This window comes from Demequina sp. NBRC 110052, from assembly GCF_002090075.1.
Classification (GTDB): domain Bacteria; phylum Actinomycetota; class Actinomycetes; order Actinomycetales; family Demequinaceae; genus Demequina.
Genome location: NZ_BBRI01000002.1, coordinates 1,252,305 through 1,267,853, shown reverse-complemented (window position 1 = coordinate 1,267,853; position 15,549 = coordinate 1,252,305). Strand labels below are relative to the sequence as shown.

Sequence of the window (15,549 nt, the reverse complement as noted above, 5' to 3'; positions counted from 1 at the left end):
TCACCCCTCCGGCCTCAAGAACCGTGGGCACCGAACCGATAGACACCTTCGAAGGGGCCCGTCGGCGGGCCGCCGGTTGAGACCTCAGGGAGTGACGTGAGCGCGAAGGCGTCTGCTGACCGGATCGCTGACCTCAGGCAGCGCCGGCGCGACATGCGTCGCGAGCTCGCGCGCGTGCGCTGGTGGAGGCGACTCGTCGCCGCGCGGCGGGAACTCACAGTGGCCGCCCTTGCCCGGCCCGACGGTGGGGAGGGCCTCGGTCTCGAGGCCGCCTGGGAGGCGCTCGCGGCCGACGCTCCGACGTCCCGGGAGCTCGAGGCGGCCGTGTGGCCCGAGAGGACTCGCGTGACGCCCGGTAGCATCGAGGGGCTGGACATGCTCGATGCGCGTCTCGACACCTACGAGGCTCGCGTCGCCGAGAACCTGGAGACGGTGACCGCACAGATGGTGAAGGTGATGGGCGAGGCCCACCGACAGGACGTCGCGGAGCGTCGCTATGCCTGACGTGGCCCAGACGCCCGCCTCGGTGCTGCGCGAGGAGCAGTTGCTGCGCACGTCGCCGCTGTTCGGCGGCATGGACGCCACCAATGCTCGCTCCCTCATCTCGCAGATGTTGCGCCGCGAGCTGTCCAAGGGCGAGACGATCTTCAACGAGGGCGACGATGGCGAGGCCATGTGGGTCATCGTCAAGGGCAAGATCAAGCTCGCCCGCACCGCGCGCGACGGCCGCGAGAACCTGCTCGCGCTGCTTGGCGTGGGCGACATGGTGGGCGAGCTCTCCGTCTTCGACCCGGGACCTCGCCTCTCTCGCGCCCACGCGGTCGAGGACTCGATCGTGTACGAGCTGCCCAAGGCGACTCTCGACGCGTGGCTCGACGAGCACCTGGACATGTCGCGCCACCTGCTGCGCGCGCTCGCGCAGCGCATCAGGCGCACCTCGAACAGCATGGCCGATCTGGTCTTCTCCGACGTCCCTGGTCGCGTGGCCAAGGCGATCCTTGACCTGGGCCACCGCTTCGGCCGCATGGAGCGCGGACACGTCACCGTGCGCCACGGACTCACACAGGAGGAGCTTGCGCAGCTGGTCGGCGCCTCGCGTGAGACCGTCAACAAGGCGCTCGCGGACTTCGCCTCGCGCGGCTGGATCGACGTGCACATCGGCGCCGTCGAGGTCTACGAGCCCGAGCGCCTGCGCGCCCGCTCCCGCTGAGGCCCCGCGTCGGGGCGAGTCACGCACCGACCCGGCCATAGCGTCGGGCTGGCCGGTGGAGCCGGGAAGCAGGCGTCAGATGCGCACCGCGACGACGATCTCCACCTCGACGGGCGCGCCCAGGGGAAGCGCTGCGACGCCCACCGCCGAGCGCGCGTGACGACCCGACTCGCCGAACACGTCCACCATGAGCGCGGACGCCCCATTGAGGACCGCGGGCTGCTGCGTGAACTCGGGTGCGCTCGCGACGAATCCCGTCACCTTCACCACGCGCTCGATCGAGTCGAGACCGCCGGCTGCCTGCGCGGCGGCCGCCAGCGCGTTCAGCGCCGCGGCGCGCGCGCACTCCATGGCCCGCTCGGGGGTGACATCACCCGAGCGCTGGCCCACGTGGCCGGTCGCGAGCAGCGTGCCGTCGACGAACGGCAGCTGCCCAGACGTGTAGACGAGGTCGCCGTGGCGGAGCGCGGGCACATAGGTACCGACGGGGATCGCGACCTCAGGCAGGCTCAGCCCGAGCGACGCGAGGCGCTGCGACGCGCTCACGCCTCGCCCTTGGATCGCTTCATGTAGGCCACGAGGCCCCCCGTGGGGCCGGTCACGACCTGCACGAGCTCCCAGCCGTCCTCGCCCCACTGGTCGAGGATCTGCTTGGTTACGTGGTCGATCAGCGGTACGGTCGCGTATTCCCAGGCGGTCATGACAACCGAGCCTAGCCCCGCTGTGCAACGCACAGAGATTCTGGAGCGTTGTGTGGGCAACGTAAGGTAGGTGCATGGGTCTCTTCGTCTCCGAACGCGCGCGCCGCGACGGCCGTGTGACGGTCGTCCAGCTGCTGGGCGCGATCGTCGCTTTCGTCGTGCTGTCCGTGATCGGCGGCGTGCTTCTCGCGGGCCTCGCGCTGCCCGCTGTCACCGTCGCGGGCAACGCCGCCGAGGGAACCTCGGACCTGTTCGAGGAGCTCCCTGGCGAGCTCGAGGACGTCACGCTGCCCCAGCAGTCACGCATCTGGGACCGCACCGGGGAGAACCTCATCGCGACCTTCTACTCGCAGAACCGCGTGGTGGTGCCGCTCGAGGAGATCTCGCCGTGGCTCCAGAAGGCCGTGGTCGCGGTCGAGGACAAGCGCTTCTGGGAGCACAACGGCGTAGACGGCGAGGGCATCCTGCGCGCCGTCTACATCACGTACGTCGCGGGCGACGACACCGCGGGCGGCTCGACCCTCACGCAGCAGCTGGTGAAGAACACCCTGCTCCAGAAGGCCATTGAGGCCGAAGACACCGACGCGATCGAGGCCGCGACCGAGGCGACGGTCGAGCGCAAGATTCGTGAGTGGCGCCTCGCGCTGGCGTACGAGGAGCAGGTCAATTCCGTCTACGGCACGCAGTGCACCGATGCGCCCGAGGTGGACTGCGGCAAGGAGCAGGTGCTCGAGCAGTACCTCAACATCGCGCAGTTCGGCCTCAACACGTACGGCGTCGAGGCGGCCGCGCAGTACTACTTCTCCAAGCCCGCTTCCGAGATCAACGCGCTCGAGGCGGCGACCATCGCGGGCATCACGCAGAACCCCTCCAAGTGGGATCCGGTCCGCTACCCCGAGAACGCGAAGATCCGTCGCGACATCGTGCTGGGAGTGATGCACGACCAGGGCATGATCACGCAGGCCGAGCTCAACGAGTACAAGGCGCTCACCGTCGAGGAGACCCTCAACGTCTCTTACCCGAAGTTCTCGTGCCGCGCCTCTGACCTCGCGCCATTCTTCTGCGACTACGTCACCAAGGTGATCCGCCAGGACGAGGCGTTCAAGGGCGAGGGCTTCGACCTGCTGTACTCCGGTGGCCTCGACATCATCACGACGCTCGACGTCACCAAGCAGCAGATCGCCAACGAGGAGCTCGTGAGGTCTCTGCCGATGGACGACCCGTCAGGCTGGGCGATGGCGCTCGTGTCGCTCGAGAGTTCCACAGGGCAGATCCTCGCGATGAGCCAGACGCGCGAGTTCGACCCCGCGAACGAGGCCCCGAACTCCACGTCCATCAACTACTCGACGGACCGCGACTACGGAGGATCCCGCGGATTCTCCCCGGGTTCGACGTTCAAGCCGGTGATCCTCAGCACGTGGCTCAACTCAGGCAGATCGCTCAACCAGATCGTGAGCGGTGGCATCCGCGAGTACGACCCGAGCGACTGGACGGCGAGCTGCCTCGGCAGCAACCCCTACTCGGGCAAGCCGTGGAAGCCGACGAACGTGCTCGGCTCGGGCGGAAGCGCGATGACGGTGCTCAACGCCACCGCGAACTCGATCAACACCGCGTACGTGGCGATGGCGAACCAGCTCGACCTGTGCGACATCAAGACGATGGCGGAGACTCTCGGCTTCCACCGCGCGGACGGCAAGGAGATCGAGATCGTGCCGTCGATCTCGCTGGGTACGCAGAATGCCTCGCCCCTGACGATGGCCTCGGTCATGCAGACGTTCGCCAACAACGGCGCGCGCTGCGAGCCCTACGCGATCCTGTCGATCACCGACGCCGACGGCAATGTCCCCGTCGACTCGAACGGTGACGAGATCATCCTCCCTGGCCAGAACTGCAACCAGGTCATCAGCGAGGAGCTCGCGACGGGCGTCCAGTACGCCATGACGAAGGTGATCGAATACGGCACGGGCGAGGATCTGAAGCTCGCCGGTGGACGCATGGCCGCAGGCAAGACCGGTACGTCGCAGAACAACGCGCACCTGTGGTTCACCGGCTACACGCCGCAGCTCACGACTGCGGTGTGGCTCGGCAACCCGAACAAGGACACTCCCGGTCAGCGCATCACGCTCAACGGTCAGTACTACCGCTACGTCTATGGCGGCACCATCTCGGGTCCCACCTGGCAGCGCTTCATGAACCGCGCTCTGGAGGGCCAGCCGAACCTGCCGATGGCCACCACCGCGTCGTCGAACATCCTCAACGGCGTGCCTCGCGAGGTGCCGTCGATCGTCGGCCTCACCGAGGCCGAGGCGAAGCGCGAGCTGACCGATGCCGGATTCCGCTCGACCGCGTCCGTGATCTACTCGGACGCCTACGCGCCCGGCACTGTCGCCGCGCAGTACCCGTCCGCAGGCGACAAGGCGACCCCGGGCAGCGCGGTGACGTACTACCTCGCGACCAACCAGCTGCCGCATTGGTACACGAACTGGCCCGCTGGCTGGGACCCGAACGTCGCGCCCGAGGACTGGTGGGGAGCCACCTGGCCCCCGGCCGAGTTCGAGACGAATCCGCCGAACAACTGGCCGCCTGCCGAGGAGGAGCCGGATCCTGATCCGTCCACCGACCCCGGTGACGGAGGAGGCGGCGGTGGTGTCGGTGGCGGCGGTGGCCCCGGAGGCGGGGGCTGAGCGCCCTGAGGACCGTCGGGGCCATCGCAGGCTCCGCGGTCGTGCTGGGGGCGGCCGGACTGGCCTGGGGCGTCGTCGAGGCGGGAAGGTACGTCCTTCGCCGTGCTGACGTCCCCGCGCTGCCCGCCGGCTCGCCGGATGTCACTGTCCTCCACCTGTCCGATCTGCACCTGACGCCCTCGCGTCGGGACCGCGTCGCGTGGGTCAAGGACCTCGCCGCGCTCGCGCCCGACGCGGTGGTGAACACGGGCGACAACCTCGCGCACGTCGAGGCCGTCCCCGTCGCGGTCGAGGCGCTCGCGCCGCTGCTGGATCGCCCCGGCGCGTTCGTGTTCGGCTCGAACGACTACTTCGAGCCGCGCCCCGCCAGTCCGCTCCAGTACTTCGGGGGGCCCTCGCGGCATCGCTCCTCGCGACGCGAACTGCCGCACGAGCTGCTCCGTTCGATCCTCACCGGCTCCGGCTGGGTGGATCTCAACAACTCGCGCGGCACCATGACGGCCGGCGGGCTCACGTTCGACCTCGTCGGTACCGACGATGCGCATCTGGGCCGGGACGAGTTCCCTGCGGGCGCGCCGATCGCCGCAGATGCCGTGGTGCGCCTGGGTGTGACGCATGCCCCGTACCTGAGCGTCCTCGAGAGGATGCGTGCCGACGGCGCCTCCGTGGTGCTCGCAGGCCACACGCACGGTGGGCAGGTGTGCGTGCCGGGCTACGGCGCGCTCGTCACCAACTGCGACCTGGACACGCGCCGCGTCAAAGGACTCTCCGGTTGGCCGGGGCGCCGGCCGGACGAGGGAGGCGACTCGATGTGGCTCCACGTGTCAGCTGGCCTGGGCACCTCGCCGTACGCGCCGTTCCGCTTCGCGTGCCGACCCGAAGCGACGCTGCTCACGCTGACCGCCGCCGTGTGAACGGATTTCGCGACTGGGCCCTGCGTCGGCTATTCTGAGCAGGCTCAAATCGCGGGGTGTGGCGCAGCTTGGTAGCGCGCCTCGTTCGGGACGAGGAGGTCGCAGGTTCAAATCCTGTCACCCCGACTTTTCGCGTGAGCCGCAAGGCGCGAGCACGAAGGCCCCTCTGTTCGGAGGGGCCTTCGTCGTCTCCCGGGGCCGTCGGTGACCCTATGCTGGGCGGGGCTGCGAACCCTGGGGGAGGCGCGATGACCGGTGCGGTGGACGTGTGGCACGGCCACGCGGGCACGAGGCCGGAGCAGTCGCGTCGGCGCAATCTCGCGACCGTGATGCGGTACCTGCACCGGCACGGCGCCACGCCGCGCTCCGACCTCACTCGCGTCATGGGACTGAACCGATCGACCATGGGCGCGCTCGTCTCCGAACTGCTGGAGCTGAGGCTGATCCACGAAGAGGCGGCGCCGCCGGATCGCTCTCGGGTGGGGCGGCCGAGCCCGGTGCTGCGCGCGGACGAGAGCGTGGTCGCCCTGGCGATCAATCCCGAGTCGGACGCGGTGCGCGTCGGCGTCGTCGGACTCGGCGGCGTGGTCCACGGCCTGGTCAAGCGCCCGGTGGATTCCCCGCTGGGTCCCGTGGGGACGGTCGAGGTCGTCCGTGAGCTCGTCGCGGGCGCGCCCGAGCTCGTGGGCCGGCGCGTGGTGGGCGCTGCGGTCGCGATGCCGGGACTCGTGGACGAAGAGTTGGAGCGCGTGGTGGTGGCGCGCAACTTGGGATGGGAGGACGTCCCGCTCGCCGCGATGCTGTCCGATGCGCTCTCGCTTCCTGTCACGACCGCGAACGACGCGAACGTGGGCGCGCTCGCGGAGTCGCTCTTCGGAGCCGGGCAGGGCGTCGCGAACCTCGTGTACGTGAACGGCTCGGCCTCCGGGATCGGAGCGGGCCTGGTGCTCGACGGGCGCGTCGTGAGGGGCTCCCGCAGCTTCGCTGGGGAGTTCGGCCACGTCCAGGTCGCTCCGATGGGACCTCGCTGCCGCTGCGGCCTCGTCGGGTGCCTCGAGACGGTGGTGTCGCTTGCCCGCCTGCGCGAGGCGGCGGGCGACCGCAGCGTCGATCTGAACGGCCTTGACGCCCTCTTCGCAGCCGCTCCCGCTGGCGGCGCGGTTCATGCTGAGCTGGATCGTCAGGTGGAGCGGCTCGCGCCAGCGCTGGCGATGCTGGTGACCACCCTCGCCCCTGAACGGATCGTGCTGGGAGGCCTGCTGGGGGCGATCCTGACCGCGCGCGCCGAGGCGCTGACGCACGCGGTGGCGGAGGCCGCGATGCCCCAGCTCGCCGAGCGGGTCACGTTCGAGCGCAATCGCCTGCGCGAGCACATGATGCCGCTCGGCGCAGCTGAACTCGCCTTCGGTCCTCTGCTCGACGACCCCGCGGCCCTCGCCCCGGGGCTCAGCGCCTGATCAGCGGGACAGGCGCGCGGCGACGAGCTCCGCGAGCTGCACCGCGTTGAGCGCGGCACCCTTGCGGAGGTTGTCGCCTGCGACGAACAGCGCGAGACCACGCTTGCCCTCGGCGGCGCCGTCCTGACGGATGCGGCCCACGAGCGAGACGTCGGAGCCGGCGGCGGCGAGCGGCGTCGGCACCTCCTCGACCTTGACGCCTGGAGCGCCGAGCAGCACTGCGTACGCCTCGTCGGGAGTGATGTCGCGCGAGAACTCGGCGTTGATCGACAGCGAGTGCCCCGTGAAGACGGGGACGCGCACGCAGGTGCCGCTCACGCGCAGCTCGGGAAGGTCCAGGATCTTCCTGGACTCGTTCCGCAGCTTCTGCTCCTCGTCGGTCTCGTTCGAGCCGTCCTCGACGACCGACCCTGCCATCGGCAGCACGTTGAACGCGATCGGGGCCACGTACTTCACGGGCTCGGGGAACTCGACGGCGGAGCCGTCGTGTGCGAGAGCCTTGGCGCCGTCGACCACTGCGGCGGCCTGGCTGTGCAGCTCCTCGACGCCGGCGAGGCCCGAGCCCGAGACCGCCTGGTAGCTCGACACCACGAGGCGCTCGAGGCCGGCGGCCTCGTGCAGCGGCTTGAGCACAGGCATCGCGGCCATGGTGGTGCAGTTGGGATTGGCGACGATGCCCTTGGGGATCTCGTCGAGGGCGTCGGGGTTCACCTCGGAGACGACGAGGGGAACCTCGGGGTCCTTGCGCCAGGCCGAGGAGTTGTCGATCACGATCGCGCCCGCGGCCGCGAAGCGCGGCGCGTACTCCTTGGATGCGGCGCCGCCAGCGGAGAACAGCGCGATGTCGATGCCGTCGTAGTCGCCCGAGGCGACGTCCTCGACGACGATCTCGCCGTCGAGGTGCGGCAGCGTGCGCCCGGCCGAGCGGGCCGACGCGAAGAAGCGCACGGTGGCGTCGGGGAAGCGCTGCGCGACGAGCTCGCGCATGACGGCGCCCACCTGGCCGGTGGCGCCTACGACTGCAAGGGTGAGGCTCATCGTCCGGTACCTCCGTAGACGACGGCCTCGCCCTGGGTGGAGTCGAGGCCGAATGCGGTGTGCACGGCGCGGACGGCGCCGTCGAGAAGCTCGGAGCGGGTCACGACCGAGATGCGGATGTCCGAGGTCGAGATCATCTCGATGTTGATGCCCGCGTCGCGCAGCGCGGCGAAGAACTTCGCCGAGACGCCCGATGAGGCGCGCATGCCGGCGCCGATGAGAGAGATCTTGCCGATGGTGTCGTCGACCACGAGCTCGGTGAAGCCGATCTGCTCCGCGTCGGCCTCGAGGGCGCTCTTGGCGGCCGCGACCTGCGCGGTGGGCAGAGTGAACGAGATGTCCGTGACACCGGTGTGGGTCGCGGACACGTTCTGGACGATCATGTCGATGTTGACGTCGGCGGTCGCGACGGCCTCGAAGAGCCTCGCGGCGGAACCCGGCACGTCGGGCACGCCGATGACCGTGATCTTCGCCTCCGAGCGGTCGCTCGCGACGCCTGCGATGATCGGGTCTTCCATGTCGTCTCCTTGCGTTTCCTCTACCACCATGGTGCCCGTGAGTCCCGAGAAGGACGAGCGCACGTGGATCGGGACCGAGAATCGGCGCGCGTACTCGACGCAGCGGGGCATGAGCACCTTCGCGCCGGACGCGGCCATGTCGAGCATCTCCTCGTACGTGATGCTCTCGAGCTTGCGAGCGCTGGGCACGATGCGCGGGTCCGCGGAGAACACGCCGTCCACGTCGGTGTAGATCTCGCACACATCCGCCTCGAGGGCGGCGGCGAGCGCGACGGCGGTGGTGTCGGAGCCTCCGCGTCCCAGCGTCTGGATGTCCTGCGTGTCCTGGTTCAGCCCCTGGAAGCCTGCGACGATCGCGACGTCGCCGGCGTCGAGCGCGGAGCGCAGGCGTCCCGGAGTGACGTCGATGATGCGTGCGCGCCCGTACGCGCCGCTGGTGAGCACGCCCGCCTGGGGGCCGGTGAAGCTCTGTGCGCCCACCCCGAGGTCGCGCACGGCCATCGCGAGCAGTGACATGGAGATGCGTTCGCCAGCGGTGAGCAGGATGTCCATCTCGCGGGGGTGCTCGGCGCCGGAGACGGCATTCGAGAGGTCGATGAGCTCGTCGGTGGTGTCGCCCATGGCGGAGACCGTGACGACGACGTCGTTGCCTGCGTTGCGGGTGTCGACGATCCGGCGGGCGACGCGCTTGATGGCATCGGCGTCCGCGACGGAGGATCCCCCGTACTTCTGCACGACGAGCGCCACGTCTCACTCCTTGGATGGTTGTGCTCGCGCCTCGGTACACGGCGCGGCACCTCATTCTAGACGGAGGCATCCGCCCCTCTGCCACGGCCGTTCGTCCCCACCCTGGTGCGTGCGCTCGTCGACCGCACGTGCCTGGCATCCGCCCTCGCGCAAGCCCGATGCGGGTGTCGGGCGCCGCATCGGTCTCGCCGACCGTACAGTGAGCATCGGAAGGGGGAACGACGATGACGACGACCGCTGAGGTGGAGGCGCCCACGGCGCTCGAGGCGACCAGGCTGAGGCGCGCGTTCGGCGCGGTGCAGGCCGTGGTGGACGCCTCGCTCACGCTCGAGCGCGGCACGGTGACGGCCTTGATCGGGCCCAACGGCTGCGGCAAGACCACCCTGATGCTCATGCTCGCGGGCCTGCTGCGGCCCGACGGCGGCGAGGTGACCATAGGAGGCCTCGACCCGATGCAGGACGGCGCCAGCGCGCGCGCCCGCATCGGATGGATGCCCGACGTGCTGGGCACCTGGGACTCGCTTACGTGCACCGAGACCCTAGTTACCTTCGGGCGCGCCTATGGGGCCTCGGCTGCCGAGGCCTCCCAGACCGCGTACTCGCTGCTGCAGCGCGTGCACCTCGCGGAGTACGCGGCGCAGCCCGCGCGCGTCCTCAGCCGTGGCCAGAAGCAGCGCCTTTCGCTCGCTCGCGCGCTCGTCCACGACCCCGACGTGCTGATTCTGGACGAGCCCGCGTCGGGCCTGGACCCGCGCTCGCGCATCGAGCTGCGCGACCTCGTGCGCTCGCTCGCCTCCGAGGGCAAGGCCGTGCTCATCTCCTCGCACGTGCTCAGCGAGCTCGACGAGATGGTCGACGAGGCGGTCTTCATGGCTCGCGGCGTGACGCTGGGCGAGAGCGCGCAGGCCGAGGTGGCCCGCGCGAAGGCACGGTGGCGGGTGGTCGCACTGCCGGGTCAGGACGTCCATGAGGCGCTGTCCTCGGCGACGCGCGACTGGTCGCCCGTCGAGGGGGCCGACTCCTCGACCGCTGTGGTGCAGGTCGCGGATGCCGAGGACGCGGCTGCGCTCCTGGGCAAGCTCGTGCGCAAGGGAGTGCGCATCAGCGCCTTCGGGCCGGTCGGCTCCGCACTCGAGCAGGCCTATCTCTCCCTCGACCAGGACAGGAGGTGAGCGGCATGAGCGACGCAGTCCAGACCGCTCCCGAGTCCCCTCAGGCCGCACCCGCACAGGGAGGCGCCCGACGGCGCACCCGGGGCGCGCTCGGCCGCCCGACCGTCCGCGGCATCGGACTCATCGCCGGACTTGAGCTGCGCCAGCGCGTGCGCTCGACGCGCTGGCGTTGGGCTCTCGTGTCCGTGGCGGCGCTGATCGCCGTGGTCACCGGCCTGATCGTGATCGCGACGCCCGACGACGCGTACTCGCCAGGCGACCTCGTGTTCGGCCTCGTGGTGTACTTCGTGCTCTTCGTGGGGCTCGTCATCTCGCCGACGCTGTCGGCGACGGCGATCAACGGCGACGTCAAGGAGGGCACGCTCGCGCCGCTGCAGGCGACCACGCTGTCCGCGTGGGACATCGTGCTCGGCAAGCTTCTCGCGTCGTGGCTCGCGTCGCTCGCGATCCTCGTGGTCGCGGTGCCGTTCATGGGGTTCGCGTTCCTCGACTCCGAGGCGCATCCGGGAGCGATGCTCACGGTCGTCCTCGTGCTCGCGTTCGAACTGCTGCTGGTATGCGCGCTCGGGCTCGGATGGTCGGCGCTCGCCGCCCGCACGTCTGCGTCCGCAGTGCTCACGTACGTGACGGTGGCTGCGCTCGTGGTGATCCTGCCGATCCTCTTCGTGCTGCTCATGCTGACCATGCCGTCCGACCACCAGGTCACGCACGTCTACCGGGACTACCCGTACGGGATCAGCAACATCGATGAGGAGCGGTACCCGTACATCGACGAGAGCGGCGAGCGCTTCCGGTGCCAGGAGGACACCTGGACCTCGACGACGTACCGTACGGACCGCCTGTGGTGGCTGCTTGCGGTGAACCCCTATGTCATCGTCGCGGACTCGGCACCCACGCCTGAGCCTCCGGACGACGACAGCTACTACTACGCCGACGGCATCCTCGACGGCATCAAGATGGGCGTGCGCGAGCTGCGCCTGCCGCCCGCCGTCTACGAGGACTACTGCCGTCCCGAGCTCTCGGACGAGGAGCTCTACAGGCGCGAGCAGCGCGACGCTCTGCCCCCGACGTGGCCGTGGGCGCTCGGCGCGCACGCGCTCCTCGCGGGCGGTGCCGTCTACCTGGCGGCGCGCCGCGTCGCCGTGCCGTACGGGACGTTGCCGGCGGGCACCAGGGTCGCCTGACGCAGGAGTCGCCGCGTCAGGGGCGGATCAGCTGACGCGGCGGCGGCCCTCGAAGGCGCGGCCGAGGGTGACCTCGTCGGCGTACTCGAGGTCTCCTCCCACGGGCAGGCCCGACGCGAGCCGCGAGACGGTCACGCCCATCGGGGCGAGCATGCGCTGGAGGTAGGTCGCGGTCGCCTCGCCCTCGATGTTCGGGTCGGTCGCGATGATGACCTCCTCGATCTTCCCGTCGCCGAGCCGGCCGAGCAGCTCGCGGATGCGCAGGTCGTCGGGGCCGACGCCGTTCATCGGGTCGATCGCCCCGCCGAGCACGTGGTAGCGGCCGCGATACTCACGGGTGCGCTCGATGACGACCACGTCCTTGGGCTCCTCGACCACGCACAGGAGGTCTTCGGCACGGCGCGGGTCGGCGCAGATGCGGCACTGCTCGGACTCGGCGACGTTGCCGCAGGTCTTGCAGAAGCGCACACGCTCCTTGACCGTGGTGATCGCGTCGGCGAGCCGCTGCACGTCGGCGGCGTCTGCGGCCAGCAGGTGGAACGCGATGCGTTGCGCGCTCTTGGGCCCCACTCCGGGGAGGTGCCCGAGCTCGTCGATCAGATCCTGAACTGCGCCGTCGTACATGGGGCTAAGCGTAGGCGGAGCGGCCGACAGCTCTCGCGCTCACGGCGCCGACGCGCGGGCAGGTGTGCGCGTGAGCCCCGTCAGTCCTCGACGACCCTGCCGCCGAGCAGGCGCGTGACGACGTCGACCCCGGCGGTGGACGTGTCGTCGGCGGCATCGTCGTCCGAGATGTCCTCGTAGTCGTCCGCGGGCGCTGGACCCGAGGACACGCCAGCCGACGGCGCAGTGGAGGGAGCGCTCGCGGTCGCGGCCGGACGGGGGGCCGACGCGGCGACCGGGCCGGCGGCTGCCTCTACCCTCACCTTGAGTCCCAGCGCCTCGCGCACCGCGAGAGCGACGTTCTCGGCATGCGGCCCGGTGCTGAACCGAGACGCGAGCGCGGGCGCGTCGAAGGCGAGCGTGAGCACGCCGCCCTCGAGGCGGGCCACCTGCGCGCTCTGGCTCACCATGGCCCACGTCACGCGCTTGCGCTCAAGGGTGCCCAGCACCTCGGGCCATCTGCGCCTGACCAGCTCGGAGTCCTCCGCGCCGCCCGCCTCCGCAGGGGCATTCGATGCCGGTGCGTCAGGGCCGGATGAGGAGGGCTCGGGAGCCGACTGCGCCGCGGCAGGCTCCTCACGTTCGGTCGATGCCGGAGTCGGTTCAGGAGCCGGCGATGGAGGCTCTGTGGGCGCGGACGGTGCCGCGGTGCGCACCTGCGGGATCGATGCGGTGGGCGGCTCCGGCTCGGACTGTGCAGGCTCGGGCCCGGGTGGCACGTCGTCGTCGGGGTCGTCCCACGGCGCGGGCTGTGGTGGGCGTGCGGGAGCGGACTGTGGCTTGCTCGCCGGCTCACTGCTCGCCGGCTTCTGGCTCGTCGACGTGGTGTCGGCGCCCGGTCGACCCGCACGAGCAGCCGCCATCGCCGCCTCGACGCCCGAGGCGCCGGAGGATGCAGGCTGGGACGGGCCGGGCTCCGAGGGCGTGGGCCGGGCGGCCGGGGCGTGCGCGCCCGAGGGCTGCGAGCCTCCCGCATGCGACGGCGCGGTGGCCGTGGGTGCGGCGTCGGCGGCGAGGAGGCGCGCGCACAGGAGCTCGAGATGCAGTCGGGGCGATGTCGCTCCGACCATCGCGGTGAGGGCGTCGTTGACCAGGTCGCCCGCGCGGGAAGCGCGGACGAGTCCCAGCTTGCGCGCCTGGTCCTGCATCGTCTCAAGCTGGTCCGTGGGGATCTCGCCGAGGGCCTTGGTCCCCGCCTCGCCCGAGGCGGCGAGGACTACGAGGTCGCGCAGCCTCTCGAGCAGGTCCTCGACGAAGCGGCGGGGCTCGTGCCCTGTGGAGATGACGCGCGACACCACGTCGAACAGGCTCGCACCGTCCGCGGCGGCGAGCGCGCCGATGGTGTCGTCGAGCAGTGTGGCGTCCGTGAAGCCGAGGAGCGAGATCGCGCGCTCGTAGGTGACGCCGCCCTCGCCGGAGCCCGCCATCAGCTGGTCCAGGACCGAGAGGGAGTCACGTACGGACCCGCCGCCTGCGCGGACGACGAGCGGCAGCACGCCGCCGTCGATGGAGACGCCCTCCGCCTCGCACAGAGAGCCGAGGTAGTCCACGAGCACCGGCGGCGGGACGAGCCTGAACGGGTAGTGGTGCGTGCGCGAACGGATGGTGCCGATCACCTTGTCGGGCTCGGTGGTGGCGAAGATGAAGCGCACGTGGGGTGGCGGCTCCTCGACGAGCTTGAGCAGCGCGTTGAAGCCCTGGGGCGTCACCATGTGCGCCTCGTCCAGGATGAAGATCTTGTAGCGGTCGCGGGCGGGGGCGAATGCCGCGCGCTCGCGCAGCTCGCGCGCGTCGTCGACGCCGTTGTGGCTGGCCGCGTCGATCTCGACGACGTCCACCGATCCCGCCCCGCCGCGCGCGAGCTCGCGGCACGAGTCGCACGCGCCGCAGGGCGTGTCGGTGGGGCCCTCGGCGCAGTTCAGGCACCGCGCGAGGATGCGCGCCGACGTGGTCTTGCCGCATCCGCGAGGCCCAGAGAAGAGGTAGGCGTGATTGACCTTGTCCGCACGCAGCGCCTGCATCAGCGGCACGGTCACGTGCTCCTGCCCCACGACGTCGGCGAAGGCATCGGGGCGGTAGCGGCGGTACAGGGCGGTGCTCACGGGTACGAGCCTAGCCGCCGCCCCTGACGCGAGCCCCGCCCGAGCGTCGGGCGTGGAAGCCCGGCCCTGGCGTCGGGCCTGGGGACGACCGGGCGCCGCCCGCGCCGGGCATGAGAGGACCCCCCACGCACCTGCCAGGGCCCGCTTACCCTTGCTTCATTCCTGACCTGGGGGAGTTGGGCGGGATAGCACCACGTGGGGGGTCTGGTCATCAATCCTAACGTGGTCGGCCTCCCGGCCCAAGCCCGACGCGGGGGCGTCCCGGGCACGCGCGATGCCGTTTTCGCGCATCGCCGGACCTCGGGTACCATTGCCGGGCCTGGAGGATTCGCCTAGTGGCCTATGGCGCACGCTTGGAAAGCGTGTTGGGTGCAAGCCCTCAGGGGTTCGAATCCCCTATCCTCCGCCAGTTCAGCCACCTCGGTGGCGACCAGTCCGATGTCGAGAGTGGTGCCCGTGACCGAACCGAGCAGGCGTGTGCGCACGCGACGCGACGTGGTGCGTCGGCGTCGCCGTGAGCGCCAGTTCCTGCTGTTCGGCGTCCTCCTGATCGCGCTCGCGTTCGTCGCCCTCAGCGCCACGAAGATCTATCGCGGCGAAGAGGAATGGCCCTGGGCCGCTGGCTTCACCACCCCCATCGCCGCATTCGAGTCCGACATCACGCTGGTGTGCCCGCCCGCGAACGCGACTCCGCTGCCGACGGGCGAGGTCGTGGTCCGCGTGCTCAACGGCACGGACACCTCTGGCCTCGCGGGGTCCATCCAGGAGGATCTCTCCGGGCGCGGCTTCACCACCGTGGGAGCGGCTAACTGGTCGCGCAGCTACGGCGGCGTGGTGCGCATCATGTTCGGCTCTGACGGCATCGCACAGGCGTACACGCTCGCGCGCCAGTTCACGGATGCCGAGTTGGTGCTCGACAGCCGTGACGGCATCACCGTCGACCTTGTCGCGGGCGCCGACTACGACCTCGAGACGAGCCTCAGGAGCATCACGTCCGAGGAGCTGGACCCCTCGATCCCGCTGTCGGCCTCCGCGCCGTGCCTGCCGTACACGCAGATCAATGCTGAGCCGGCGCCGCGCGTACTCCCGGAGAACCCGCTCGCGAGCGAAGAGCCCGAGGCGTCCGACGCGCCCGCAGAGGAGCCGGCCGGCGACTGAC

14 protein-coding genes, 2 tRNA genes and 1 other RNA gene are annotated in these 15,549 nt (G+C 70.5%); 10 read left to right on the top strand and 7 right to left on the bottom strand.

The window, feature by feature from the left end:
- The first annotated feature begins 96 nt into the window (after positions 1-96).
- Positions 97-504 carry a hypothetical protein gene (locus tag B7K21_RS06130; protein ID WP_084074298.1) on the top strand — a complete coding sequence of 136 codons (408 nt, stop codon included), beginning with the start codon at positions 97-99 and terminating at the stop codon, positions 502-504.
- A complete protein-coding gene (locus tag B7K21_RS06125; protein ID WP_084074297.1) occupies positions 497-1,210 on the top strand; it encodes a Crp/Fnr family transcriptional regulator in 714 nt (237 codons plus the stop codon). The genes B7K21_RS06130 and B7K21_RS06125 overlap by 8 nt, the downstream gene beginning before the upstream one ends.
- Before the next feature lie 75 nt (positions 1,211-1,285).
- Here B7K21_RS06125 and B7K21_RS06120 read toward each other — a convergent pair whose 3' ends face one another.
- Together B7K21_RS06120 and B7K21_RS12820 are read right to left on the bottom strand one after the other, a co-directional pair.
- The gene (locus B7K21_RS06120) at positions 1,286-1,756 is read right to left on the bottom strand and encodes a RidA family protein (protein ID WP_234989197.1); all 471 of its coding nucleotides are present in this window, start codon (positions 1,754-1,756) and stop codon (positions 1,286-1,288) included.
- Positions 1,753-1,911, bottom strand: a complete 159-nt coding sequence (locus tag B7K21_RS12820; RefSeq protein ID WP_234989196.1) for a DUF4177 domain-containing protein — start codon at positions 1,909-1,911, stop codon at positions 1,753-1,755. The genes B7K21_RS06120 and B7K21_RS12820 overlap by 4 nt, the downstream gene beginning before the upstream one ends.
- Positions 1,912-1,985: 74 nt before the next feature.
- Between B7K21_RS12820 and B7K21_RS06115 the strand changes: the two genes are divergently transcribed.
- The 4 genes from B7K21_RS06115 to B7K21_RS06100 all read left to right on the top strand — a co-directional run bounded on the left by B7K21_RS06115 (position 1,986) and on the right by B7K21_RS06100 (position 6,966).
- A complete protein-coding gene (locus tag B7K21_RS06115) occupies positions 1,986-4,595 on the top strand; it encodes a penicillin-binding protein (RefSeq protein ID WP_084074295.1) in 2,610 nt (869 codons plus the stop codon).
- Between the two features lie 41 nt (positions 4,596-4,636).
- Positions 4,637-5,509: a metallophosphoesterase gene (locus B7K21_RS06110; RefSeq protein ID WP_307155789.1), complete on the top strand. Its 873-nt coding sequence runs from the start codon at positions 4,637-4,639 to the stop codon at positions 5,507-5,509.
- 52 nt (positions 5,510-5,561) lie between these two features.
- Positions 5,562-5,635 (top strand) — tRNA-Pro (locus B7K21_RS06105).
- Between the two features lie 122 nt (positions 5,636-5,757).
- A complete protein-coding gene (locus B7K21_RS06100) occupies positions 5,758-6,966 on the top strand; it encodes an ROK family transcriptional regulator (protein WP_159448428.1) in 1,209 nt (402 codons plus the stop codon).
- On the opposite strand, the gene B7K21_RS06095 is transcribed toward B7K21_RS06100, so the two are convergent.
- Together B7K21_RS06095 and B7K21_RS06090 are read right to left on the bottom strand one after the other, a co-directional pair.
- Positions 6,967-8,004 carry an aspartate-semialdehyde dehydrogenase gene (locus tag B7K21_RS06095; protein ID WP_084074293.1) on the bottom strand — a complete coding sequence of 346 codons (1,038 nt, stop codon included), beginning with the start codon at positions 8,002-8,004 and terminating at the stop codon, positions 6,967-6,969. It lies immediately after the preceding gene.
- A complete protein-coding gene (locus tag B7K21_RS06090) occupies positions 8,001-9,269 on the bottom strand; it encodes an aspartate kinase (protein WP_084074292.1) in 1,269 nt (422 codons plus the stop codon). The genes B7K21_RS06095 and B7K21_RS06090 overlap by 4 nt, the downstream gene beginning before the upstream one ends.
- A 224-nt stretch (positions 9,270-9,493) precedes the next feature.
- On the opposite strand from B7K21_RS06090, the gene B7K21_RS06085 reads away from it, so the two are divergent.
- Both B7K21_RS06085 and B7K21_RS06080 read left to right on the top strand, forming a co-directional pair.
- Positions 9,494-10,441, top strand: a complete 948-nt coding sequence (locus B7K21_RS06085; protein ID WP_084074291.1) for an ABC transporter ATP-binding protein — start codon at positions 9,494-9,496, stop codon at positions 10,439-10,441.
- A 5-nt stretch (positions 10,442-10,446) separates the two neighbouring features.
- Complete coding sequence (locus B7K21_RS06080; RefSeq protein WP_084074290.1) at positions 10,447-11,625, top strand: ABC transporter permease; 1,179 nt, start codon at positions 10,447-10,449, stop codon at positions 11,623-11,625.
- Between the two features lie 27 nt (positions 11,626-11,652).
- Here the strand turns inward: B7K21_RS06080 and recR are convergent, their stop codons facing one another.
- The 3 genes from recR to ffs all read right to left on the bottom strand — a co-directional run bounded on the left by recR (position 11,653) and on the right by ffs (position 14,598).
- A complete protein-coding gene (gene recR / locus B7K21_RS06075; protein ID WP_084074289.1) occupies positions 11,653-12,249 on the bottom strand; it encodes a recombination mediator RecR in 597 nt (198 codons plus the stop codon).
- Positions 12,250-12,329: 80 nt separating this feature from the next.
- Entirely contained in the window at positions 12,330-14,390 is a 2,061-nt protein-coding gene (locus tag B7K21_RS06070) for a DNA polymerase III subunit gamma and tau (protein WP_084074288.1), read from the bottom strand.
- A gap of 111 nt (positions 14,391-14,501) precedes the next feature.
- Positions 14,502-14,598: signal recognition particle sRNA small type (gene ffs, locus B7K21_RS06065), an RNA gene on the bottom strand.
- Between the two features lie 113 nt (positions 14,599-14,711).
- Here ffs and B7K21_RS06060 point away from each other — a divergent pair.
- Together B7K21_RS06060 and B7K21_RS06055 are read left to right on the top strand one after the other, a co-directional pair.
- Positions 14,712-14,799, top strand: a tRNA-Ser gene (locus tag B7K21_RS06060).
- A gap of 47 nt (positions 14,800-14,846) precedes the next feature.
- Positions 14,847-15,548, top strand: a complete 702-nt coding sequence (locus B7K21_RS06055; protein WP_159448427.1) for a LytR C-terminal domain-containing protein — start codon at positions 14,847-14,849, stop codon at positions 15,546-15,548.
- Position 15,549: the final 1 nt, after the last annotated feature.